This window comes from Streptomyces sp. NPDC001401 (assembly GCF_042895385.1).
In the GTDB taxonomy this organism is placed as follows: Bacteria; Actinomycetota; Actinomycetes; order Streptomycetales; family Streptomycetaceae; genus Streptomyces.
In genome coordinates, this window is sequence record NZ_JBIAWI010000039.1 from 21093 (window position 1) to 42712 (window position 21620).

Genomic DNA, 21620 nt, shown 5'->3' on the forward strand with positions numbered 1-21620 from the left:
GCGGCCTCCGCGCTCATGGGAGGCCGATGTGCGCCCCGGGTCCGAGCGGCAGGTCGAAGCCGTAGAAGATGCCCAGGATCGCCAGCCACACCACCAGGAACGGCACTGTGAAGATCGACAGCCGGGCGATGAGCGTGCCCAGCCGGGCCTCCGGTTCGTAGCGGCGCAGCAGTGCCAGCAGCAGGAAGACGTACGGGTTCATCGGAGTGATGATCCCGGTGGCCGAGTCGCCGATGCGGAACGCGGCCTGGCTGAGGGCGGGGCTCATGCCCAGCAGCATGAACGCCGGCACGAACACCGGCCCGACCAGCGACCACAGGGCGGAGCCGGAGACGATGAACAGGTTGAGACAGGAGGCCAGCAGGACGAAGGCGACGAGCGCCCAGAAGCCGGTCAGGCCGATCGAGTCGAGCCCGGCCGCGGCCTTGACCGCCAACAGGATGCCCACGTTGGACCAGTTGAACAGGGCGATGACCTGCGCGGCGACGAACATCAGGACGATGTAGCCCGCCATGTTCCTCACCGAATCGGTCATCGCCGTGACCACGCCCTCCGAGCCCGACAGCGCCTTCACCGTGAACCCGTAAGTGAGCCCGGCCAGCAGGAACGCGCCGAACAGCACCGGGACGATGCCGGTGAGCAGGGGAGAGGGTACGAGCGCTCCGCCTTCGCCGCGCAGCGGCGCCCCGTCGGGCAGCCACAGCGACAGCACCCCGCCGACGTAGAGGAACAGGACCAGCGCAGTGAGCAGGAGCCCGCGGCGCTGGACCGGCGTGAGGGTGAGGTCCTGCTCCTCGGGCTCGTCGTCGGAGGCCTCGTAGGTGCCCAGGCGCGGTTCCAGGACGCGGCTGATGAGGAAGCCGCCCAGCAGGCCCAGGACCAGGCTGCTGGAGGCGGTGAAGAAGTAGTTGATCAGCAGGTTGAGGTCGAGGCCCTTGGCGGCCGGCAGCACCGAGGCCGCCTGCTGGGTGATGCCTATGTAGAGGGCGTCCAGCGAGCCGATGGTGAACCCGGCCGCATAGCCCGCGCCCACGCACGCGAAGCCACCGATCAGGCCCGCCACGGGATGGCGCCCGGCGCTCTTGAAGACCACGGCCGCCAGCGGCGGCAGCACGATCGCGGCCACGTCACTGATCATGTGCGCCTGGCAGGCGACCAGCGCCACCAGGTACGGCAGCAGCGCCCGCGGCGCCCGGGCCAGCGTGGCCCGCATGACGGTCTCCAGGAGCCCGGCCTTCTCCGCGACCCCCACCGCCATGATCATGAGCAGCACGGCGGCGATGGGCGGGAACGTGGCGAAGTTGGTGACGAGGTTCTCCGTCAGCCAGCGCACGCCCTCGCCGGTGAACAGCCCGGTGATCGGCTTGGTGTCGTGGGTGCCGGGGACGGTGACGTGCACGTCGGCCAGTGCGAGCGCCGTGGAGATGACGGCCAGGACCAGGAACAGGGCGGTGAACAGGACGATCGGGTTGGGCAGCGCGTTGCCCGCCCGCTCGATGAGCGCGAGTACCCGGTCGATGCCGGTGGGCCGCTGCTTGTCCGGGGACTTGCCGGCCGGGGCGGGGAGGTCGGTCAGTGAGGACATCAGAGCCGCCCTTCAGTTGGCAGGAGGTCCTTGCGTACGACGCCGTCCTGGACGACGAGGACGATGCGCGCGGGATCGCCCAGGACGCCGATGTCCTGGAGGGGATCGCCGTCGCAGACGATCAGGTCTGCGGTGCGGCCGGCGGCGAGGGTGCCCAACCGGTCGGCGACGCCGAGGAGTTCGGCGGACGTGCGGGTGCCGGCGACGATGGCGGCCATCGGGTCCATGCCGAGGTCCACGAGGTAGCTGAGTTCCATCAGGTTCACGCCGTGCGGGCCGACGGCGGCGTCGGTGCCGAGCGCGATCCGGGCACCGTACTCGATGGCCCGCGCGATGTTCTCCTTGGTCGTGCCGGACCAGCGGACCTTCTTCTGGTAGTGGTAGTCCGGCATCGTGTCCTTGTTGATGCCCGCGTACACGGTGGACAGCGTCGGCACGACGAACACGCCTTGCTCGCCCGCCATGTCCAAGGCCCGTTCGTCCAGCCCGTATCCGTGCTCGATGCTGGTGACCCCGCCGCGGATCGCGTTGAGGATGCCCGCGTTGCCCTGGGCGTGCGCGGCGACCGGCTTGCCGCCGTGGCGGCGGGCCTCGTCCACGACGGCCCGGATCTCGTCCTCCAGCAGACCTTCGTCGTCGGGATCGTCGTACGGGCTGCCCATGCCGCCCGTGGCGCAGACCTTCACGAGGTCGGCGCCGTCCCGTAGCACCCGCCGCACGGCCAGCCGGGCCGCGGTGGTGTCGTCGGCGATCTCCGACATCCCGGCGCTGAGATCGGTGCCGTCGGGCAGCCGTACGTCGGCGTGGCCGCCGGTGTGGCTGATGATCCGCACGGCCGTGTGCAGCCGCGGGCCGACGATCCGCCCGGACTCGACGGCCGTACGGAATCCAGCCGACAGTCCGCCCAGGTCGCGGGCAGTGGTGATGCCGGCGTCGAGGGTCTGGCGCAGCCGCGTCACCGTGTCCAGAGTGACCAGGACCGGGTCCAGTTCGGCGCGGCGGCCGGGCGGCGAGCCCTGGGCGTAGGCGAGGTGGACGTGACAGTCGAAGAAGCCGGGCAGCACGGTACGGCCACCGGCGTCGATCACCCGGTCCGTGCCGCCGACGGGGGGCGCGGTGGCGGCGGGACCGGAGTATGTGAGGGTGCCCTGGGCATCGATGGTGACTACGGCGTCGTCCACCGGGGACGCGCCCGTACCGTCGATCAGCCGGGCGTTGTGGACGCGGAGAGCGGTCCGGGGGCTGGCATCCGTCATGAGGTGCGGTCACTCCTCCGTTGTCGGCATTGAGGGAAGGGAGTGTGGAATGCGGAGGAAAGCCTGGTGTGACGATGCAGGTTTCTCGCCGGATTCCCGCGACGCGAGCAGGGAAGTGCCGCCCCTGGGCGTGCAGGATTCCGCCGCCGGGCAGGCACCGGAGACCGTACGGCTCGACGAACTGGACCGGGGAGTCGTCCACGCGCTCCAGATCCACCCCCGCGCGCCCTGGAAACTCGTCGGCGAGGTCCTCGGGGTCGACCCGGTCACGGCCGCCCGGCGCTGGCACCGCCTGGAGGAGGCGGGGCTGGCGTGGGTGACCGCGTATCCCCGGCTGTCCGACTCGCGGGTCGTGGTGACCGGCATCGTCGAGGTGGACACCGAGCCGGGCGCCGCCGAGGACGTGGCCCGGGCCTTCGCCAAGGACCCGGCCGTGCCCAACATCAAGCTCACCGCGGGCGGCCGGGACCTGGTGGCCGCCGTGCAGGCCCGCAGCCTGGACGAGCTCGCCCGGCTCACCACGTCGTTGTTCCGGAGCACACCGGGTGTGCGGGCCACGCGGACACATGTGTCGACCGGGGTGGCGACCGAGGGCAGCCGGTGGCGGCTGCGCAGCCTGGACGACGTGCAGAGCGCCCGTATCGAGGCCTCGGTCCCCCCGGTCTCCCGGCCCGCGTCGCCGACGCAGATCCGCTGGGACGACCTGGACATCCGGCTGCTGGAACTGCTGAGCGTGGACGGCCGGATGTCTCTGCGCGACCTCACGGCGGCGACCGGTACGAGCCAGACGACCCTGCGCCGCAGGGTCCAGTCGCTGCTGTCCACGCGGCTCAGCCTGCGCTGCGACCTGGCCCGCCCGCTGTCGGGGTGGCCGCTGTCGGCCGTCTACTTCGCGTCGGTGCCCGGACAGTACGTCGAGCAGACCACGAGGGTGCTCGCCGGGGTCCGTGAGGTCCGCTCGTGCGCCATCACGGCCGGCCCCTACAACCTGGTGATCGACGTGTGGCTGCGCGAGCTGCGGGACGTGCATGCCTTCGAGGCCCATCTCTCGGGCAGGATCCCGCACCTCACGGTCGCCGACCGCTCCGTGGTGCTGCGCACGCTCAAGCACATGGGCCGGCTCCTGGACCGCGACGGCCGCTGCGTCGGGGTCGTGCCGCTGCGCAGCCCGCACCTCTAGTTGGGACCGGCACAGTGAAGCACCGACGAAAGCCCTGTGGAAAGGTGTCAGTGGGGCCAGAAGCAGGGGCTGTACAAGCTGCGCGCGCTCGGGGACAAGCGGGTGCTCGCGCTGGTGGAGCTCTGGTGAGTTGTGGACTTATCAGTTCACCCAGGACGGGGTGGCCTTCAGCCTGACGGCGATGCCGAAGAGCCCGTTGCGATGACTGAAGTGGCGCTGAGATGGAGGCCCGCGTGGCACGTGCGATGAGTGCCCCAAGCATCCTGAGGGCGGCAATCTCGGCCGGGATCATCCCGGACTCGGCCGAGGTGTCGCGCAAAGGGGTGGCCCAGTGGGACGACGGTGTCCTGGCATGGGTGGCGTGGCTGTCGAAGGACAAGGCAGGCCGGCTGCTGTGGCACACGAACACCGGTGACGCGAAGTTCGGCGATGCCATGGAGGAGTACGGGCGCCTGTCCGTGCCGATCCGCGGCATCGGCGACCCGTCGCTGGAGTGGCCGGTCGCGTTCAGCGAAGACGTCGCGGCTTGGCTGCGCGACGGTCTCGGAGAGTCGCTGACCTTCGTCGAGGACCGCGCGGACCTGTGCCGGCTGCTCCAGGAGAAGGGCGGTGTCGCGCGCGGCGGGTTGTACGCGTGGCTTCCCATCGCGAACTATCCGGCGCGCCTCGTGCAGTCGCTCATCCTTGCCCGGGACCTCGGCTCCGCGGAGCTCGAGCAGCGGGCACTGCAGCGGCTGGCGGGCGAGCCGGTGGAGCTGTCGCACGGCCGGGTCCTGGACATCCAGAGCTCGGCCGGACGGTGGGCCAAGGAGTACACCAAGGCGCTGGGCATTCCCGTCCGGCTCTGATGGCTCCGGGGTACGGCCCTGAAGGCGCAGCCGCCTTCGAGGGCCGTATCTTCGTCTTCGGTGAAGCAGCACCACCTGAGCATGCGGTCTCTCCATACCGGCGAGCGGCAACTCCCGCTCCGCAGAACGACGCCGGGCGGTTCGGCGACATGAATCCGGGCGTGCCGGGGAGCCGGAGTTCAACTGGCGGCGGTCGGCGGGATTCTGCTGCTGGTCTTCCAGCACATCCGCTCGGCGCCTCGGGGGCATCTTTGGTGTAGGCGACGTCGGCCACCACCGCCCCGGCCATCGGGGACAAGCTCGGCACCGACAGCGCATGGCCGCCCGCGCTCCGCGGCGCATCAGTCAAGGAGGAGAGGCAGCCGGAGAGCCCGTACGAGAAGCGGTAATCCCGCGGCATTGCGATATGACGGTCCGTGTTTGATTGATTACGGTGTGCACGTGATCGGACTGCGGGTCGGCGCGAGGACCGCCAGGCGTCCGGGCCGCGTGGGCCCGCTGCTCGCTCTCGTCGTGCTGATCACCCTCCACCTCGCCGGCAGTGTGCACGGCGCCTCCTTCGAAGGCCCGCACCTGAGCCTCACCGTCACGGAGCGCGCGCAGCACGATGCGGGCGAGGACCTCGGGGAGCCGCTCCCGGGATGTCCGACGCACCATCACCACGCGGACGGTCACATCGATCACGCGGCGGACCGGCCGCGGACCACGTCCGTCGACGGGATCGGCCCCGCCTCCGGTCCCCATGGGCTTGCCCCGATTCCGGCAGTCGCGCCGAGTTTCGTCCGCACTGAAGGTTCACGAGACCCGCCGCGTACTCACCGTTCCCCGTATGGCCGCTTTGCCCTCGTGCTCCGCTGCGTCTGGCGGCAGTAGGCGCTGCCCGCGCACCCCCCACCTGGTGAGGGGTGTGCTCGCGCGCCCACCGAACCGCCTGCACCGCGCCCCGCCTCCGTGCGCGGCGCGAAGGAGTCGTACACCCATGCAGATTTCCCTGTTCGAACCCCTCGGCGCCTATGCGCCCCTTCCCGCGATCGCCCGCCGACCCGCCCAACTTGTCGGCAACACCCCGGTTCTGTGGATCGACGAACCCTTCGCCCCGCCCGGCCGCGGCTTCTACGCCAAGCTGGAGGGCACCAACCCCGGCGGCATCAAGGACCGCCCCGGCCTGCACATGGTCGGCGAGGCCCGGCGGCGCGGCGACCTCGTCCCCGGCGCACCGATCGTCGAGTCGTCCAGCGGCACGCTCGGCCTGGGGCTGGCCCTGGCCGGACTGACGTACGGCCACCCGGTGACGGTCGTCACCGACCCGGGCATGGAGCCGTCGATGGTGCGCCTTCTCACCGCCCTGGGCGCACGCGTCGACCAGGTAGCCGTCCCGCACCCGGAGGGAGGCTGGCAGGAGGCTCGTCGCGAGCGGGTCGCCGAACTCCTCACCCGCACCCCGGGCGCGTACTGCCCGGACCAGTACCACAACCCCGACAACATGGCCGCCTACCGCCCGCTCGCCGCCGAGCTCATCGGCCAACTCGGCCGTATCGACGTGCTGGTGGCGGCCGTCGGCACCGGAGGACATTCCGCCGGCACGGTTTCCGCTCTGCGTGAGCCCTTCCCGGGATTGAGGCTGATCGGCGTGGACACGGTCGGCTCCACGATCTTCGGCCAGCCCGCCGGACCGCGGCTGATGCGCGGCCTGGGCTCCAGCATCCACCCGTCCAACGTCGACTACGACGCCTTCGCCGAAGTGCACTGGATCGCCCCGGCCGAGGCGGTGTGGGCCTGCCGTCAGCTGGCCCGGCGTCACTACGCCTCCGGCGGCTGGAGCGTGGGTGCGGTCGCTCTGGTCGCGGGCTGGGTCGCCCGGACCTGTCCGCCCGGCACCCGGATCGCCGCGATCTTCCCGGACGGGCCGCACCGCTACCTGGAGACCGTCTACAACGACGCCTGGTGCGAGGACCACGGCCTCCTCGGGCAGCAGGCGCCTCAGGAACCGGACGAGATCGCCGCGCCCGACGAGTGTGTGGTGACCGCCTGGACCCGATGCAGCCAGGTGCGCGATCCGCTGGGACGCGAGCCTGCGGACACGAAGGCAGGTGTCGTCCGATGAGGGGTCTGCGGGCCCAGGTGGTCTCCTTCGACCGTCCGGCGCGGATGTTGATGGTCAATCAGTTCGCCATCAACCTCGGCTTCTACATGCTGATGCCCTACCTCGCCGACCACCTCGCCCACGGCCTGGGCCTGGCCGCCTGGGCGGTCGGCCTGGTGCTCGGCATCCGCAACCTCTCCCAACAGGGCATGTTCCTCATCGGCGGCACCCTCGCCGACCGCTATGGCTGCAAACCGATGATCCTGGCCGGTTGCGCCCTGCGGACGGTCGCCTTCGGGCTCCTCGCGGTGGCCGGCACCATGCCCGTGCTGATCGTCGCCTCTGCGCTGACCGGTCTGGCGGGGGCGCTGTTCAACCCGGCGGTCCGCGCCTACCTCGCTGCCGACGCGGGCGAGGCGCGGCGGGTGGAAGCCTTCGCCGCCTTCAACGTCTTCTACCAGGCGGGCATCCTCATCGGCCCGCTCGCCGGACTCGCCCTGCTCGCCTGGGACTTCGGCGCGGTGTGCGCGGTCGCGGCGCTCATCTTCGGCACCCTGGCCGTCCTCCAGGCCCGCGCACTCCCGGCCCGCCCGCCCTCCGACCGCAGCTCCGAGCCCGCCTGGCGCGCGGTCGCCGCGGACTGGCGGACCGTCGCCGCCAACCGGCCCTTCCTCCTCTTCGCCGCCGCGATGACGGGCTCGTACGTCCTCGCCTTCCAGGTCTATCTGGCGCTCCCGCTGTGTGCCCGTGAACTCTTCGGGGACCGGACGGGGTTGGTGACCGGCGCGATCTTCGCCGTCTCCGCGCTGGCCGCGCTGTCGGGGCAGCTGAAGCTGACCGCGTGGGCGAAACGGAGCCTGTCCGGGCCGCGGGCCATCGTGTACGGGCTGGTGGTGATGGGAGTCGCCTTCCTGCCGCCGCTGCCCGACGGGTCAGGTGCCGTGATCGGCGTGCTCGCGCTCGTTGCGTGCGCCGCCCTGCTGGCCTGGGGCGGGGCGCTGCTGTACCCGTTCGAGATGGACACCGTGGTCCGGCTGTCCGGGGAGCGGCTGGTGGCGACGTACTACGGTGCCTACAACACCGCCTCCGGCATTGCGATCTCGCTGGGCAACCTGGCCGTCGGGGCGCTCTTCGACACGGGTGTGCGGTGGCTGCCGTGGGCGGCACTTGCGGGCACCGGGCTCGTGTGCGCGGGGCTGATGGCGTGGCTGCACCGGGCCGGGTACCTTGTCCCGCCGCAGCCGGTCCCCGTGCCCGGGTGAGGGACAAGTGGTTCATGGGCAAGCCTGGTGCAGCGAGTCGAAGAGCGCCCCGACGGCCAGGTTGCCCGCACCCTTGTGGCGCCGACGAGGCGGGGGCAGCCCCGTCGGCGCCACATCCTCAACTCCCCGGACACTGATGTCACCTGCGACGGGTGCGACCTGCGGCCCGGGAGAAAGGACCTCTCAGGTCTTCCCGTACTCGTCGTGACGACGCAGCCAGTGGGTCTGCTCGCCCTCCTCGTGCCGGCCCAGCGGCGTCCGGTCGAGGAGGCCGTAGTAGGCCATGGCAGGCTCAAGGCCGCGCGCGGTGGTGACATACGTCCGATAGACGGTGCCGTCCGAGAGGGCGTAGGCGCTCAGCCCCGGCCCCTCGGTGACGTACCCGAGCACATCCGTGCCGGATGCCTCCGCCATCTGGCTCACCGTCGGCGGGATCTCGCCCTCGAGGAACGGCCTCAGGTCCTCCTCGCTGTACAGGAAGCCGAGGTCGCGGTGGAAGTCGCTGCCCACGGTGGAGACCCAGCCGAAGCTCCAGCCCATCCGCTCCCGGTAGGCAAGCAGCTTGTCGACCGGCGCCCGCGAGGAGCAGATCAGCGTCACGTCGCGGGCCTTGAGGTGGACCACCTGGGGGTCGAGGGTGTCCGCGATCGAGGAGCAGACCGGGCATCCGGCCTCGTACGGCGGGCCGAACATGAAGTGGTAGACGAGCAACTGCGAACGCCCGTCGAAGAGGTCCGCGAGCGACTTGGTTCCGGCCTCGGTCTCGAAGCTGTAGTCCTTCTCGACCGGCACCCAGGGAAGCTCCCGCCGCTTCCGCGCGAGCTCGTCGCCGCGTCGGGTGAGTGCCTTCTCCTCCGCGAGCAACTCCTCTCGGGCTGCCTGGAATTCTTCCTGTGTAGCGACCTTGTGCTCGGGCATTGCCTTTCCCTCCTGCGTGGGAGCAGAACACCGCATCAGGGCGGGCGATCACCCCCCGCGGTTGCCTGCCGGCAGCGCCTGCACCGGCGTACCCATCCGGCCATACGTCCACCGTACGCGCGCGGCGGCGAGCCTTCGAGACGTAATCGGCAACGCTGGAGTCGATGGCGCGTGAAGCTCTGATCGCGCTCACGCGACACCAGACAGAGCGCTTGATCGGCGTAGTTGCCGCGGCGCGTGCATCCTTCGCGGCCCGCTCGGGTCAAGAATTTTCCCTGCCCATTGCATCGGCGTGAACGTGCACATCACCCTCGGCGACGTCGTCGACCTCCTCGGCCCGCACGACGGAGAAGCGGGCCAGCCGCAGGATTCCGATCAATGCCGTCTGCATGAGTAGAACGACCTCGGCGTAGCGCTTCCACTCCGGCGCCGCCGGGTCCTGCCGTTCTGCCACTGCCCGCATACCGGCCTCTGCCAGTTCTGGGGCGCTCCAGCGGACGTAGAGGCCTCCGGCGTACTCACCCTGGCCGTTGACTTCCATCCAGACGCCGGGCTGTTTCGACACTCCCGGACGCTCGATATACGCGGGAAGACCGGAGCGGTGGAGTTCTCGGCAGACCCGGCCTGCCAGGTCGTACCCAGCGGCGATGATTTCCTCCGAAGCATACGGATGACCCTGTGCCTCAGCTTTGGCTCGACTCTCGGGGTCTATCTACGTCACTAGACATCTCCTGGTGTGAGGTCATCTCTGATGATACGGATGTTGGAAGCCGCAGGTCATCCGGCTGGTCAGGAACTTGGATCCCTTGCCGACAGCGATGCACTTCCATAGGTAAAGAAAAAGGGGGCGCCAGAGGTTCAGTTCTCCGGCGCCCCCCTTCATGCGTCACTCAGACAGACTTGGTTGAATGGAGCGTGCAAACTTTCCACGCTCGAACATGTCGAGCATGTACTTGATCATTTCGCTTGCGCACTTGTCACTGCAAGGGCTGCGTTCGCTGTAGAGTTCCGAGATTTGATTCTTGTTGAATCCGTTTTCGTCCAGCTTTTTTACAATCAATTCCTCGGAGTGAAGCCCCTGGGGGATATTCGCAAAGACGACAAAGTCATCCTTCGCGCCCGTAGCCTTGGCCCATCCGGGAACCCTTGCAACCGCGACGTTCCGTCCGAACTTGTACCTGAGTCCGCTGGATATCCGGAACTTGTAGGCAATAACGGCCAATTCCGAACCGGCGTGCGGGATAATCTTCGCGCACGCGCCGCCTGCAGAGCTGGCGAATGCTGCCTTGCCGCGCTTCGTGCACGTCTCGTACAGCTGCTTGAGGATCCTGGCGCCGATTCCTTCCTTCACCAGCGGCGACAGACCGTCCAGGCCGCGTAGTGCCTTGAAGGCGTCTTCGAAGCCGATCCCTGTCCTGGCGGCAGCGTCGAGCGCCTTGACTGCCTTGCTGATCTCGCTGAGTGCGCCCTCTACCGGGATGTAGGTCGCGTAGGCCCAGGCGCAGCCGCCGGCGCTGCCGTAGAAGCAGTCCATCATGTCTTCGGCGAAGAACGAGAACAGGATCGCCCCGGGCACGTCACCGAAGAGGCTCTGCCATCCGGCGCGGACGATGTCCTTGCCGGGGAAGTGGTGCTGCCAGTTGTCGATCTTGACGTTCTTCAAGGTCGCCCGCTGGAGGAACTGCCACGCCGACTTCGGGCAGCCATCCGCGGTGGCCTGCGCATTGTCATCCGTGCACAGGTAGAAGTCGGCCTCGTAGTCGACGACCAGGTGTACGTGGCGTCGCAGCCCCTGATGGCCGCATCCGGCATCCCGGGGCACGTTCCGTGCTGCTTGGAGCTGACGATCTCCACGGTGGATTCGTCCGGCACGGCGAACATGCCGGGGATACCGGTACCAGAGCCCTTGGATGCTTCCTTGTTGGCCTCTTCCCGTTCAGACCGGTCGGCCGCGTCCTGGGCTTCCTTGGCGTATTTGTCGGCGTCCTTTCCGTCCCCTCAGACGGTGAAGCCTCAACTGTGGCCCAATATGCCGGGACTTGTGGCTGCTTATGCGACAACTCTAATGTTGCGATTTCATCTCATGATTAGTTCGAATTTCTTTCGATGGTCAACGCTTGGACCGCGCCGGGACGGAGCATCTGGCTGGCGGCCAGCTCGCGGTAGAGGGGGCTGCCGGCCAGCAACTCCTCGTGGCGTCCGTCGGCGGCTGTGCGGCCGTCGTGCAGCATGACGATGCGGTCGGCGTGCTGCACGGTGGACAGGCGGTGCGCGATGACCAGCAAGGCGCACTCTTGGGCGATGTCCTTCATGACGCCGATGAGCGCCGATTCATTGATGGCATCGAGGTGGGAGGTGGGCTCGTCCAGCAGGAGCAGCGAGGGGCGCGCCAGCAACGCGCGGGCGACGGCGACGCGTTGGCGTTCGCCACCGGAGAGCGTGCAGCCGTGTTCGCCGATGACGGCGGCCAGACCGCCGGGCAACCGGTCGATGACCTCTTCGAGCCGGGCCATCTCTATGACGCGCCGGATCTCCGCTTCGGTGGCGTCGGGCACGGCGTAGGCGATGTTGTCGCGCAGGGTGCCGTGGACGACGTGGGCGTTCTGGTCGACGACGGCGATGCGTCGGCGGCAGGCGTCACGGGTGAGTTCGGTGGCGGGCCGCCCATCGAAGACCACGGTGCCGGCGTCCGGCTCGTAGAACCTCGCCACCAGGGCGAACACCGTGCTCTTGCCGGCTCCCGAACGGCCGACCAGGGCGACGTGCTGCCGGTGCGCCACGGCGAACGAAAGGCCGCGGAGGACCGGCCGTTCCGGGGCGTAACCGAAGCGGATGTCGTGCAGGGCGAGGGCGGGCTGTTCGGGGGTGGCGGAGGGCCTTGCCGGCCGCGGCGCGTGTGCGTGGACTCTCGGGATCTGCGGTGCGGTCGGCTCCACGGGCAGGCAAAGTGCCTCGTCGATGCGCTGGTAGGCGCCCATCCCGCGTTGGATGAGGCCCACGGCACGGAAGACGGAGGACAACGGCAGGACGAGGTACGAGGCGTACAGCAGGAAGGCGACGAGGTCGCCGAGGGAGCCGGCATGGCCGCTGACGCGCAGGCCGCCGACCACCAGGACGATGAGGAACGAGCCCTGCACGGCGAGTTCGACAGCGGGGCTCATGACCGAGGCGAGCTTCGCGGTGCGTACCCCCGCGCCGTAGGCCGCCTCGACACGTGCGCCGATGCCCGCCGCCTCCCGCTCCTCGGCGCGATGCACGCGGACCATCGGCAGGGCACCGAGGGCGCGTGCAAGGTCGGCGGCGAGGGCACCGACCGATTCCTGCATGTGTTCGGACGCGCATCGGATACCCGTGAGCAGCGAGGCGACGACCAGGGCCGCCGCGGCCACGACGACGGCGACCAGGAGCAGCAGCAGGGGGTCGATCCATGCCATGAGGATGATCGCCCCGGCGGCGACAAGGCTTCCCGTCACCAGATCGACGAGGGCCTGCGACACGACCTCCCGGAGCACGGTGGTGTCGGTGGTCACCCGGGAGATGAGGTCGCCGCCTCGGTGACGGCCGTATTCCCTCATCTCCAGCCTCAGCAGCCGCCCCACCAGCCCGTGCCGGAGCTGTCGTACGACGCCCTCGCCCATCTGCTCCAGCAGGAAGCGCCCCGCGGATCCCGTCGCCGCTTCGGCGACGAACAGCGCGCCGAGGAGGGCCAGCAGCGGCCAGATGACCTGCCCGCGGCCGCTGGCGTCCACGACGTGCTTGGCCACGAGTGGCTGGGCCAGCCCCAGGGCGGAGGCCACGAGGGTCAGTACGGCGGCGACGGCGATGGCACTCCGGTGCCCGGCGGTGAGCCGGTACATCGCGGCCACCGCCGCCCGGGTGGACTTGTCACCGTCGGCGACCGCGGCCCGGCGGCCGTTCGGATCCGTTGTGCCGGTCATCGGTCCGTCGGTCGGGGCAGTGGGCCGACGGCCAGCAGCGGGGCGAAGTAGCCCTCCGGCACTCCTTCGCCGACGGGACGGCTTTCCGCCTCGATCCAGGCGTGCGCGGTGAAGGGCGGGACGACGCGCACGCCGGTGCACCAGGTCGGCCATGTCCCGCCGAGCCGGCACAGCAGTGCAGCCCCCAAAGAGCGCGGCAGGCACCCCTTCGGTCCGGCGCAGCGCAGGCTGGCCGCGCACATGGCATCGCGCGCGTTCTGGGCCTGCGCGGTGGTGGCGGGCGCGGCACCGCGCCGCAGGATGCCTAGTACGGTGCGGATGCGGCGGGGCGGCAGGAGGGCGAGGGCGACGGCGGGGAACAGGACGAGCCGGGCGGCCAGGCGTCGGGCCAAGGGCACATCCGTGGGTCGTTCCAGCGCGCTGGGCGTCGTCATGAGGCCAGCCCCGAGCTGCGCAGTTGCCGTACGAGCGTCTCGACGTCCTGCAGGGCCTGTGCCTGGTCGATGTCGAACTCCTGGGCCAGGGCGGCGGCCGCATCCGCCTCCTCGGCGCCGGCCAGCAGAGTCCGCACCACCAGGGTGGCGGTCGGATTCAACTCCCAGTAGGCGCCGGCGCGTTCGTCCAGCAGCACCGTTCCGTAGTCGGTCTCGGCCGTGGAGACGTTCTCACCGAACCGCAGGGGCATGTGAGGGCCTTTCTGACGCGTCTGACGTTGTCTGACCCGGGGATGGAGTCAGGGTTGTGGGACACGGGCGTGGCCGCGGGCCATTCCCCGCAGCCACACCTCGGCGGCGATCGTGGAGTAGAGGATGGCGTCGGACAGCCCCTTGGTGGCGGGCCGCCGGGCCAGGCGACGCAACTCGGCGGCGTCCACCAGGCCCAGCGCCTCCAGCCGTGAGTCCTCCCAGAGGGCCAGCAGGTCGGCACGGTGTTCGCGCAGTCCGTTGGAGGCGTCCATGGAAGCTGTCGCCTTGTTGGTGCGCCGCAGGCAGTCCTCGGGCACGATCCCGCGCATTGCGGCGCTCAGCACGGGCTTGTACCGCCAGGGCGTGACGCGCTCGCTCGGACGTACCGCCAGACACGCCTCGATGACGCGGTCGTCGAGGAACGGAGAGGCCATCGGCAGGCCGACGCGGGCCGCCATCCGATCCCACTGCCGGATGATGCGGGTGCACGAGCGGATCTGCTCCAGGTCGCTGTGCAGGCCACGGTCCGGATGCAGTGGCGAGGCCGTCGCCGCGGCTTCGAGCAGTGCCCGGCGGGCCATCCCTTCGGCCTCCGCGGTCACCCAGTCGAACAGGCGCGGGGCCATACTCCAGCCGAGCCCCGTTGCGACGGACGGGGGCAACGGGCCACGCAGGCGGCCGGCGGCGTCGGCGAGCCACTTCCGGTACGGCCGGGAGTCGGAGAGCGCGCGGACCGTGCCGCCGAGCGGCCACTGCCACAGCGCCCGGAACCCGCGCAACTGGCGCAGGGCGAACAGCGGGCGGGTGCGCAGCAGTTGGTGGTAGTACGCCTCGGAGCACCATGCGACGTGGTCGCCGCCGATGCCGGTCAGGTGCAGCCGGCTGCCGCGTGCGGCGAGGCCGGGCAGGTGGTGCAGGACCCGGGAGCGGTCCATGACGCCGATGGTGGGCTCGTCGAGGAGGTCGTCGATGTCGAGCAGGTCCTCGTAGACCAGCGGCGAGGCGTCGGCGTCCCAGACCACGTGCTCGACGTCCGGGAGGTGCCCGATCGCCTGCTCGGCCCAGTGCAGGTCGGTGTCCGCCGGATCGCGTCCCGGCCATGTACTGGCCACCACGCGGGCGGGGGAGCGGTCGGCCAGGAAGCAGACGGAGGTCGAGTCCAGGCCGCCGGACAGGTCGCAGCTCACGACGCCGCCCTGCCGGGTACGCGCGCCGACGGCCTCCTCCAGCGCTGTCCGGATCAGGGGTGCCGCTTCGGCGAGCGGCAGGACCGGCTCCGGCGGCGTCCACCACCGGGTGTGCCGTACGGTGCGCCCGTCCGCGGCCATGACCAGGGCGTCCTGCGGTGGTACGGCGGTGACCGCACGCCACAGGGACGTCTCGAACAGCGGGTACGGGGTGGGCCACAGCAGCCTCACGGCCAACTCCTCGACGTCCGGGTCGAGGCCCAGGGCGGCGGCGAGCGTGTCGGCACGGGTGGCGGCCACCCGTACGCCGCCGATCTCGGCGTGGAAGACCAGTCGCAGCCCGGAGGCCGTGCCCTGAATCCTGATCTGTCCGTCGAGGACGCCGACGAGGTGGAAACTCCCGGGCAGGGACCGGGCCAGTACGTCGAGTTCCGTGAGATCACGCAACCGTGCTGCTCGGCGCCGCAGTTCGTCGGCGTCGACGGGGCAGCAGCCGACGACGGCAAGGACGGCGGTGCCGGCCTGCGCCGTGACGACCTCGTCGTCGTGCCAGTGGCCGACCAGCCAGGGCCGGCCCGACGCATGTGCGACGCTCCGGGTTCCGGGACGGGCGAAGGAGCGGGCCACGGCGGCCGCGTCCGCATGGTCGGTGAAGACCGCGAAGTGCGCGTCGCCGGGGCCCGTCCCCGCACTTTCGTGCAGTTCAGTCATGACGTCGGGTCAAGGACCGTCGGCCGTCAGTTCTTGCTCAGGACCAGGCGGTCATTGCCGTGGCGCCCGAGGAGCCCCGTCTCCTTCCGGAACGTACCGAGCCGGACGAGCGTCGGCGCCTCATAAGCCTTCTTCATGACCACTCCTCACGTGCGGGTTTCCCGACCACCTCCCTGACCGACGGCGACCCCGGGGCTGCCGGTGTGCTGTTGGTCTGCCCAGCGTTCATCGGGAACCTGGGCCAGGAAGCGGGCGCAGCATTCAGCTAGCTGCAGAACGTGAGCCCATGGCAAGAGCGATTATGAAGCTCAGATAATATGCAAAACTCCAAGCCATTGGATTGAGCGTCCCCTCCTTGTGGCTGCTTTTGACGCTGCATTTTTTGCGCGACAGGGTATGTGCTTGTTGAAAGAAACGTTTTTACGTGTGGCCTGGCAGCTGCCCTGCAGCTCCTCCCGGACAAGCTTGACGACGGACACATGCGGCGCCGCCGGGCGCACTCCCCGCCTCTGGGCATGCGCCGCTTCCTGTGAACGGACAGGTTCTTGGGGGGCTTCACTGACTTCTGTCACTGAACCCTGGGCGGTCGCTCGCCGGCCGTGGATCGTGGATGACGACTTGTGGTTGCTGGTCGAGCTGCTGCTGCCTCCGCGGCCCCAGCCCTGGCCAAGAAGCAGCAGGCGGCTGGGCAACTTTCGGAGTGTCTCGCGCGTCAAATGTGCATGAAAGCCAAGGGCAAGGCGTTCGGGGCAGTGCTGGCTGCCGTGGTGCTCGCCCTGGCGCCCTGTGCAGCCGCCGTGGCCGACGATCCGTCTGCGACGCCGTCGCCCCTGCCGACGCAGGCATACGCGACGATGGAGGCGGAAAAGCAGCTCAACGTGGGGTCGGCGGCGCAGTCGGCCTATGTGAGCTGGATGTTCTGGGACGGCGGAGCGCAGGTCCCCGTGCCCACGAACGACACGCTCGTCATCGACGCACGTGACCTGACGGGCATCGCAAGCGTCGCGGTCGACGACCCGAGATGCAAGGCCGACGGGCAGGTCATCACCTGCGTCAACTCGGATGCCACACAGAGCCCTTCGGTCCATTTCACCGTGCGTGCGGACGCGGACGCGAAGCTCGGCGACAGCGGCACGATCAAGTACACGCTGACCGCCGACAAGGCCACCGGCGCCACCGCGAACGCGAAGGTCGTCGTCGGCATTCCGAACCTGGTCGTCGGCAAGGTCCCTGATGTGTCCCACGCCAAGATCGGGTCCCGGATCGCTCTTCCGCTCCAGCTCCGCAACACCGGGGATCTGGCCACCGACCGGCGCGTCATGGTGCGGTGGGAATCGGAGGGCGGTCTGGCCTTCGACCGGAAGTTCTCCAACTGCACCTACGGCGAAGGCGACGATGCGGTCGAACCGGGCGGCCACACATCCGTCACCTGCATCTTCACGGCGCCCGTGCCGGCCCGGGCCACCGTGGAGCTGAGCAGCCCCCTGACCGCCACCGTCGGCAAGCGTGTCCTGAACGCCGTGACCGACTACTCGGTCACCCTCCTCCGGCCGAACGTACAACCCGGCGGCGGCAGCGAGCGGGGCACCGGACCCGCACTCACCCTGGTCCCGGTCTCCGGGTCGGGAAGCGGATTCGAGACCGGTGCCAAGGGCCAGTTCACCGTCTCGGCCGACAACTCCGCGGATCTCGCCGCCACCGCCACGGCCAAGCCCGGCCGCAAGGCGGGTGAATGGACCCTGGAGCTCCACGCCGCCAACCAGGGTCCGGCCTCGGTGTACAGCATCGTCGGCAAGGCCGTTGCCCTGGTCGACGTCGTCCTGCCCAAGGGCACGGTCGCGACCGGCAACGCATTCGAGGAGGGCGAGGACACCCCGTACGGCCAGTGCCTGCTCCGGGTCAGCAACACCAGGACGGCGCCCTTCGAGGCGGGGCACCGGCATTACGTGTGCCCCGTGCCGTTCGGCGTCGCCGCCGGCAAGAGCCAGCTGTTCGTGCTGTGGGGGAAGACCACCAAGGGGTACGACGGCGCCAAGGGCACGGCGACGGTGCGTCCCGGCCCGGCAGGCATCCCGCTCCATGACCCGGACGCCTCCAACGACAGCGTCACCTTCGCCTTCGACGCGTCGGCCACACCGACCGCGACGGCGTCGTCCGACGGCATCCTGGCCGCCACGGGCGCGGGTCGAACGGCACTCATCGCCACCGCGGCGGGCTGCGCCGCCCTGCTGGACGGTGCGGTCTTCGTCGTCCGTCGGCGCAGGCGTTCGCACTGAGCGCCGGACGACTCGAAAACGAGCAAGGGGCGCGCTGACGCTGACCATGCCGAAGGCCAAGGGATGTTCGCCAGGGGATCGCAAGGTCGTGCAGGCGACCAACGACATCAAGACCGGCACCCTGACGGCAACGGTCCAGGCCGACGGCGACCCGTCGGGGGTCGCGTCGACATGCCGCCGTTCGTGCCACCACGAAGCCGCCCAGGCCAGCACCGCGCCGCCCACCGCGTAGACACCGAGCACCCAGAGAGCCGACGTGGTGGCGTGCCCTGAGAAGTACACCGTGTTGCGGACCAGAGTCGTGCCCGCGCCCGGTGGCAGGGCCTGTCCGATCGCGCTCCAGAACGACGGGAGCAGCGGCGCCGGATACACCCCGCCGGAGCTCGGATTGCCCAGCACCACGAAGAGCAGGATGACCACGCCGGTGCATCTCGCCAACTCGATCCTGACGCAACTGGCCATGGTGGCCTGCAGCCTCGGTGTCACCCTCGTACCGAACGTCACCGCCGCGCGCTCCTTTGACCCCCCCCATCGCCTACCGGCCCCTCACGGACCCCGACGGCATCGTCGAACTCTCCCTGGTCACCCGGTCCGGCACACACGAACCGCTGGTCCAGGAGTTCCTGCGCATCGCATCGGGCCGGCTGCTCGGCGCAGCACATGGCGAATGACCGGGACACGGCGGCGTTCGCCTCGGTCGCGTCGGCCCGCCGGCCGACGTCATTCCGGCGGCTCTCTTCCTCGCCGGTGACGAAGCCGCCTACACCACCGGCGCCAACCTCGTGTATCGGTGCCCAATCGTGAACTGCACCGTGGGAAATCCGCGAACGCCCCGATCGTCGCAAGGGGTTTGAGGTCCGCTGGACGGCCAACGGCCGGGAGGAGCCCGAGCCCTTGCTCACCAAGGGCCTCGCAGAAAGCCGGCGGGCCAAGCTGATGACCGCCGCTCGCGACGACGGACCGTTCGATCCGCAGACAGGTCTGCCGGCCTCCGGGTACCACGCGGCGTTCAGCAGCCCGTACACGGTTGCCGCGGCGCTGCTCGGCGGCAGCCTCGGCGCGTCTCACGGGGACTTCACCGACGCCGTCGCCCGTGACTCCCGCCGCGTCGCCCTGGCGCCCTGGTGCTTTGCTTCGAGGACGAGCGCTGCAGCGCGTCGTTCCGGTACGCCTTCCCTGCCGTCCTGCGCGTGATCACTCGCACGGGCGAGGAACTCGAGGCCCGCGTCGCGGCCCGAACGCTCGCCCTTCCTGACGCTCAGAGCGTCGAGGATCTCACCGGGCTGCTGACCTCGGCGGGGGAGCGCCGAGATCGAGACGGTTACCGCTCCCGGACCGCGTAGGTCAGGTGGGTCACCCGCTGCGTCGGCTCCGCGCGGACCGGCTCCAGGGCCACGCGGTCCGCGTCCACGCCCTCAAACAGGCGGATTCCGGAGCCGAACAGTACGGGTGAGAGTGCGATCGTGAACTCGTCGATCAGGCCGGCGTTCACGTACTCCAGGATCGTTGCGCCGCCGCCCGCGATGCGGACGTCCCGGTCGCTGGCGGCCTCGCGGGCCTGGTCGAGCGCGGTCTCGATGCCGTCGTTGACGAAGTGGAAGGTGGTCCCGCCCGGCCGCTCCCAGGGGTCACGCTTCTCGTGCGTCACGACGAAGACCGGCGTGTGGAACGGCGCCTCCTCCGGCCACGCCTTCTCGCCGAGGTCGAACATGCGCTTGCCCATCACGCTTGCGCCGGTGCGCTCGAACGTCTCCCGCACGATGTCGTTGTCGCGCCCCTCCTCGCCGCCCTCGCCGAGCTTCAGGTTCTCCTGGAAGAACCGCAGCGGGAAGATCCACTGCTGCAGCTCCATCCACTGCGCCATCCAGCGCTGCGCGTCCGGGTCGTCCATGCGCTCCTCGGGCGCGTTGAACCCGTCCAGCGACATCGTCACGCTGAAGAACACCTTTCCGGCCATCAGTCCTCAGCTCCCTTCCGAACGATCTCGGTGACGTAGACAGCCAGGTGGCTCAGGGTCTGCCGGCCGCCCTCGATCGCGTGGTACTTCTCGACCGCCTCGTCGCGCAGCTCCTTGGTGGGGAACACCGTGCGCATCTCGATCCGGGTCGCCGCGCCGTCGGGCGCGAACGTGAGGACCGACTCGAAGGCGTTCGGGTCGTCGCGGGACTCACCGTGCAGCAGCGCGATCCGCTCCGGCGGGGCGATCTCGGTCCAGGAGATCCACTCCTGGTAGTCCTTCCCGTCCGGCCCGTGCATCACGAAGTCCCACGCCCCGCCGACGCGGAACTCGAACGCCCGCGTGGTGGTGGTGAACCCGTCCGGTCCCCACCACCGCGACAGGTGCCGTACCTCGGTGAACGCCTCGAACACCAGCTCCCGTGGGGCACTGATGACCCGAGAGATCACGATCTCGCGGTCGGCCGTCGCGGACTGCGCCGGCGCTCCTCGTCCCGTCGCGCTCATCAGCTATTCCTCCTGCCTTGCCTGCTTGAGGTCCTGCACGTACGCGTCCAGCCGGTCGAAGCTCTCGTTCCAGAACCGCTCGAACCCGCCCGTCCACTCGTGGACCGGTCGCAGCCCGCGGGCGTCAAGGCCGTACAGGCGTTGCTTGCCCGCCTTGCGGTCCCGCACCAGTCCGACCTCCCGGAGCACTCGCAGGTGTTTGGACGCCCTCGGCTGGGTCATCCCCAACTCCTGGGCCAACTCGGTCACCGGCCGCTCACCCGCCCGCAGCAGCACCAGGATCTCCCGGCGCTGCGGCTCGGCGATCGCGTTGAAGACGTCCGACGTCGTCGCTGCTCGTGCCATGGGCGCCATCGTATGCCGATATCGGCATACGTCAAGCCGGAGGGATCGGGCGGGTCTTGCCAGACGACGATCGTGGCCCTTGTCGGCGGCCGCGGAAACGCGTATCCATGCAGCGGTGGGAGGTATCAGGAGTAAGGGCGTGTTTCGGCTTGCCGCCCAGTCGTGTGCCGCAAAGGGCGCCTGACGGGCATCTTTCCTGGTCAGGCGCCCTTTATGTGCGTCTAGAAGAACCCGAGCTTCTTCGGCGAGTACGACACCAGCAGGTTGTTCGTCTGCTGGTGGTGCAGCGCAATCAGCCCGCTGAACTGCGAATATGGCAGCCGTGGGGATCTGCCGGGACTGCTGGCCCGGGAATCGTCCGGATCTTGACTGATGCAGACCATGGGGCTGCGGCTCTGTTGGCTTGGCCGTCGCCGCCCGCTCCAAGCTGACGGTCCCACCTGGCACAGGTAGGTGAAGCCGTCTTATGGCGTCCATGCCGTCCAGATCGGGCGCGTTTGGCCGATTTGGGATCTTGCCGTCCAGGCGCGTCAACGCTGTTGGTGGCACGAACGTGACAGGTGTTGACCCCCGTCGGCTCGTTTCGGCGGGGGTTCTGCCAGTCAGGCCGATGGCGCGGCGCTGGTCGGTTGCCGCTTGGGGGTAGACGTTTCCGGTAGGTCGGGGCGGCTCAATAATTCGAACAACTGTAGGCATCGTGGCGCGGGATGGCTACGATCGCAGCCGCTCGTCCGCGACCTGTTGTGGGTGCAGATTGTGCAGTGAGAGGGCGGCGGATGACCGATGCGTGTCGACGGTCAAACAATTCGGCTCTGTCGGAGATCTTGTGATGCGGCCTGCCCCGGCGCATCTGCTTCTACGCAGTCGTTCGGTGGATCAGTA

At 69.5% G+C, this 21620-nt stretch carries 22 protein-coding genes and 1 pseudogene; 9 read left to right on the forward strand and 14 right to left on the reverse strand.

The window, feature by feature from the left end:
* Positions 1-13: 13 nt before the first annotated feature.
* Positions 14-1585, reverse strand: a complete 1572-nt coding sequence (locus ACFY10_RS54335) for an AbgT family transporter (RefSeq protein ID WP_390672858.1) — start codon at positions 1583-1585, stop codon at positions 14-16.
* Positions 1585-2841, reverse strand: coding sequence for an amidohydrolase family protein (locus ACFY10_RS54340; RefSeq protein ID WP_390672859.1), 1257 nt, complete (start codon positions 2839-2841; stop codon positions 1585-1587). Before ACFY10_RS54340 ends, ACFY10_RS54335 begins: the two co-directional genes overlap by 1 nt.
* A 130-nt stretch (positions 2842-2971) precedes the next feature.
* Here ACFY10_RS54340 and ACFY10_RS54345 point away from each other — a divergent pair, with 130 nt between their 5' ends.
* The 5 genes from ACFY10_RS54345 to ACFY10_RS54365 all read left to right on the forward strand — a co-directional run bounded on the left by ACFY10_RS54345 (position 2972) and on the right by ACFY10_RS54365 (position 8214).
* Positions 2972-4021 (forward strand): Lrp/AsnC family transcriptional regulator, encoded by a 1050-nt coding sequence (locus ACFY10_RS54345; RefSeq protein ID WP_390672860.1) that lies wholly within the window; start codon positions 2972-2974, stop codon positions 4019-4021.
* Between the two features lie 233 nt (positions 4022-4254).
* Positions 4255-4869, forward strand: coding sequence for a hypothetical protein (locus tag ACFY10_RS54350; protein ID WP_390672861.1), 615 nt, complete (start codon positions 4255-4257; stop codon positions 4867-4869).
* Positions 4870-5310: 441 nt separating this feature from the next.
* A complete protein-coding gene (locus tag ACFY10_RS54355; protein WP_390672862.1) occupies positions 5311-5742 on the forward strand; it encodes a hypothetical protein in 432 nt (143 codons plus the stop codon).
* Between the two features lie 106 nt (positions 5743-5848).
* On the forward strand, positions 5849-6973 hold the full coding sequence (locus ACFY10_RS54360; protein ID WP_390672863.1) for a PLP-dependent cysteine synthase family protein: 1125 nt from the start codon (positions 5849-5851) through the stop codon (positions 6971-6973).
* The gene (locus ACFY10_RS54365; protein WP_390672864.1) at positions 6970-8214 is read left to right on the forward strand and encodes an MFS transporter; all 1245 of its coding nucleotides are present in this window, start codon (positions 6970-6972) and stop codon (positions 8212-8214) included. The genes ACFY10_RS54360 and ACFY10_RS54365 overlap by 4 nt, the downstream gene beginning before the upstream one ends.
* Positions 8215-8397: 183 nt before the next feature.
* Here ACFY10_RS54365 and ACFY10_RS54370 read toward each other — a convergent pair whose 3' ends face one another.
* The 8 genes from ACFY10_RS54370 to ACFY10_RS54405 form a co-directional block, all read right to left on the reverse strand.
* On the reverse strand, positions 8398-9132 hold the full coding sequence (locus tag ACFY10_RS54370; RefSeq protein ID WP_390672865.1) for a DUF899 domain-containing protein: 735 nt from the start codon (positions 9130-9132) through the stop codon (positions 8398-8400).
* A 262-nt stretch (positions 9133-9394) separates the two neighbouring features.
* Entirely contained in the window at positions 9395-9697 is a 303-nt protein-coding gene (locus tag ACFY10_RS54375) for a hypothetical protein (protein ID WP_390672866.1), read from the reverse strand.
* Positions 9698-10018: 321 nt separating this feature from the next.
* A complete protein-coding gene (locus ACFY10_RS54380) occupies positions 10019-10954 on the reverse strand; it encodes a nucleic acid/nucleotide deaminase domain-containing protein (RefSeq protein ID WP_390672867.1) in 936 nt (311 codons plus the stop codon).
* A 265-nt stretch (positions 10955-11219) separates the two neighbouring features.
* Positions 11220-13070: an ABC transporter ATP-binding protein gene (locus tag ACFY10_RS54385; protein ID WP_390672868.1), complete on the reverse strand. Its 1851-nt coding sequence runs from the start codon at positions 13068-13070 to the stop codon at positions 11220-11222.
* Positions 13067-13504: a lasso peptide biosynthesis B2 protein gene (locus ACFY10_RS54390; RefSeq protein ID WP_390672869.1), complete on the reverse strand. Its 438-nt coding sequence runs from the start codon at positions 13502-13504 to the stop codon at positions 13067-13069. The genes ACFY10_RS54385 and ACFY10_RS54390 overlap by 4 nt, the downstream gene beginning before the upstream one ends.
* Positions 13501-13755, reverse strand: coding sequence for a lasso peptide biosynthesis PqqD family chaperone (locus ACFY10_RS54395; RefSeq protein WP_390672870.1), 255 nt, complete (start codon positions 13753-13755; stop codon positions 13501-13503). The genes ACFY10_RS54390 and ACFY10_RS54395 overlap by 4 nt, the downstream gene beginning before the upstream one ends.
* Positions 13756-13803: 48 nt before the next feature.
* Entirely contained in the window at positions 13804-15654 is a 1851-nt protein-coding gene (locus ACFY10_RS54400; RefSeq protein WP_390672871.1) for a lasso peptide isopeptide bond-forming cyclase, read from the reverse strand.
* Between the two features lie 26 nt (positions 15655-15680).
* Positions 15681-15791 carry a keywimysin-related RiPP gene (locus tag ACFY10_RS54405; RefSeq protein ID WP_275774451.1) on the reverse strand — a complete coding sequence of 37 codons (111 nt, stop codon included), beginning with the start codon at positions 15789-15791 and terminating at the stop codon, positions 15681-15683.
* 585 nt (positions 15792-16376) lie between these two features.
* On the opposite strand from ACFY10_RS54405, the gene ACFY10_RS54410 reads away from it, so the two are divergent.
* Complete coding sequence (locus tag ACFY10_RS54410; protein ID WP_390672872.1) at positions 16377-17930, forward strand: hypothetical protein; 1554 nt, start codon at positions 16377-16379, stop codon at positions 17928-17930.
* 141 nt (positions 17931-18071) lie between these two features.
* Here the strand turns inward: ACFY10_RS54410 and ACFY10_RS54415 are convergent.
* A pseudogene (locus ACFY10_RS54415) lies at positions 18072-18356 on the reverse strand (DUF3533 domain-containing protein); the annotation flags it as partial.
* A 92-nt stretch (positions 18357-18448) separates the two neighbouring features.
* Here ACFY10_RS54415 and ACFY10_RS54420 point away from each other — a divergent pair.
* The 3 genes from ACFY10_RS54420 to ACFY10_RS54430 all read left to right on the forward strand — a co-directional run bounded on the left by ACFY10_RS54420 (position 18449) and on the right by ACFY10_RS54430 (position 19273).
* On the forward strand, positions 18449-18601 hold the full coding sequence (locus ACFY10_RS54420; protein ID WP_390672873.1) for a hypothetical protein: 153 nt from the start codon (positions 18449-18451) through the stop codon (positions 18599-18601).
* A 223-nt stretch (positions 18602-18824) separates the two neighbouring features.
* The gene (locus ACFY10_RS54425; RefSeq protein ID WP_390672874.1) at positions 18825-19124 is read left to right on the forward strand and encodes a hypothetical protein; all 300 of its coding nucleotides are present in this window, start codon (positions 18825-18827) and stop codon (positions 19122-19124) included.
* Positions 19121-19273 (forward strand): hypothetical protein, encoded by a 153-nt coding sequence (locus tag ACFY10_RS54430; RefSeq protein ID WP_390672875.1) that lies wholly within the window; start codon positions 19121-19123, stop codon positions 19271-19273. The genes ACFY10_RS54425 and ACFY10_RS54430 overlap by 4 nt, the downstream gene beginning before the upstream one ends.
* On the opposite strand, the gene ACFY10_RS54435 is transcribed toward ACFY10_RS54430, so the two are convergent.
* Genes ACFY10_RS54435 through ACFY10_RS54445 form a run of 3 tightly spaced genes read right to left on the reverse strand, consistent with a single transcriptional unit; the run spans position 19252 to position 20738 of the window.
* Positions 19252-19887 (reverse strand): dihydrofolate reductase family protein, encoded by a 636-nt coding sequence (locus tag ACFY10_RS54435; RefSeq protein WP_390672876.1) that lies wholly within the window; start codon positions 19885-19887, stop codon positions 19252-19254. The two genes, ACFY10_RS54430 and ACFY10_RS54435, sit on opposite strands and share 22 nt — an antisense overlap.
* The gene (locus ACFY10_RS54440) at positions 19887-20393 is read right to left on the reverse strand and encodes an SRPBCC family protein (RefSeq protein ID WP_390672877.1); all 507 of its coding nucleotides are present in this window, start codon (positions 20391-20393) and stop codon (positions 19887-19889) included. Before ACFY10_RS54440 ends, ACFY10_RS54435 begins: the two co-directional genes overlap by 1 nt.
* Before the next feature lie 3 nt (positions 20394-20396).
* Positions 20397-20738, reverse strand: coding sequence for an ArsR/SmtB family transcription factor (locus tag ACFY10_RS54445; protein WP_390672878.1), 342 nt, complete (start codon positions 20736-20738; stop codon positions 20397-20399).
* Between the last annotated feature and the right edge of the window lie 882 nt (positions 20739-21620).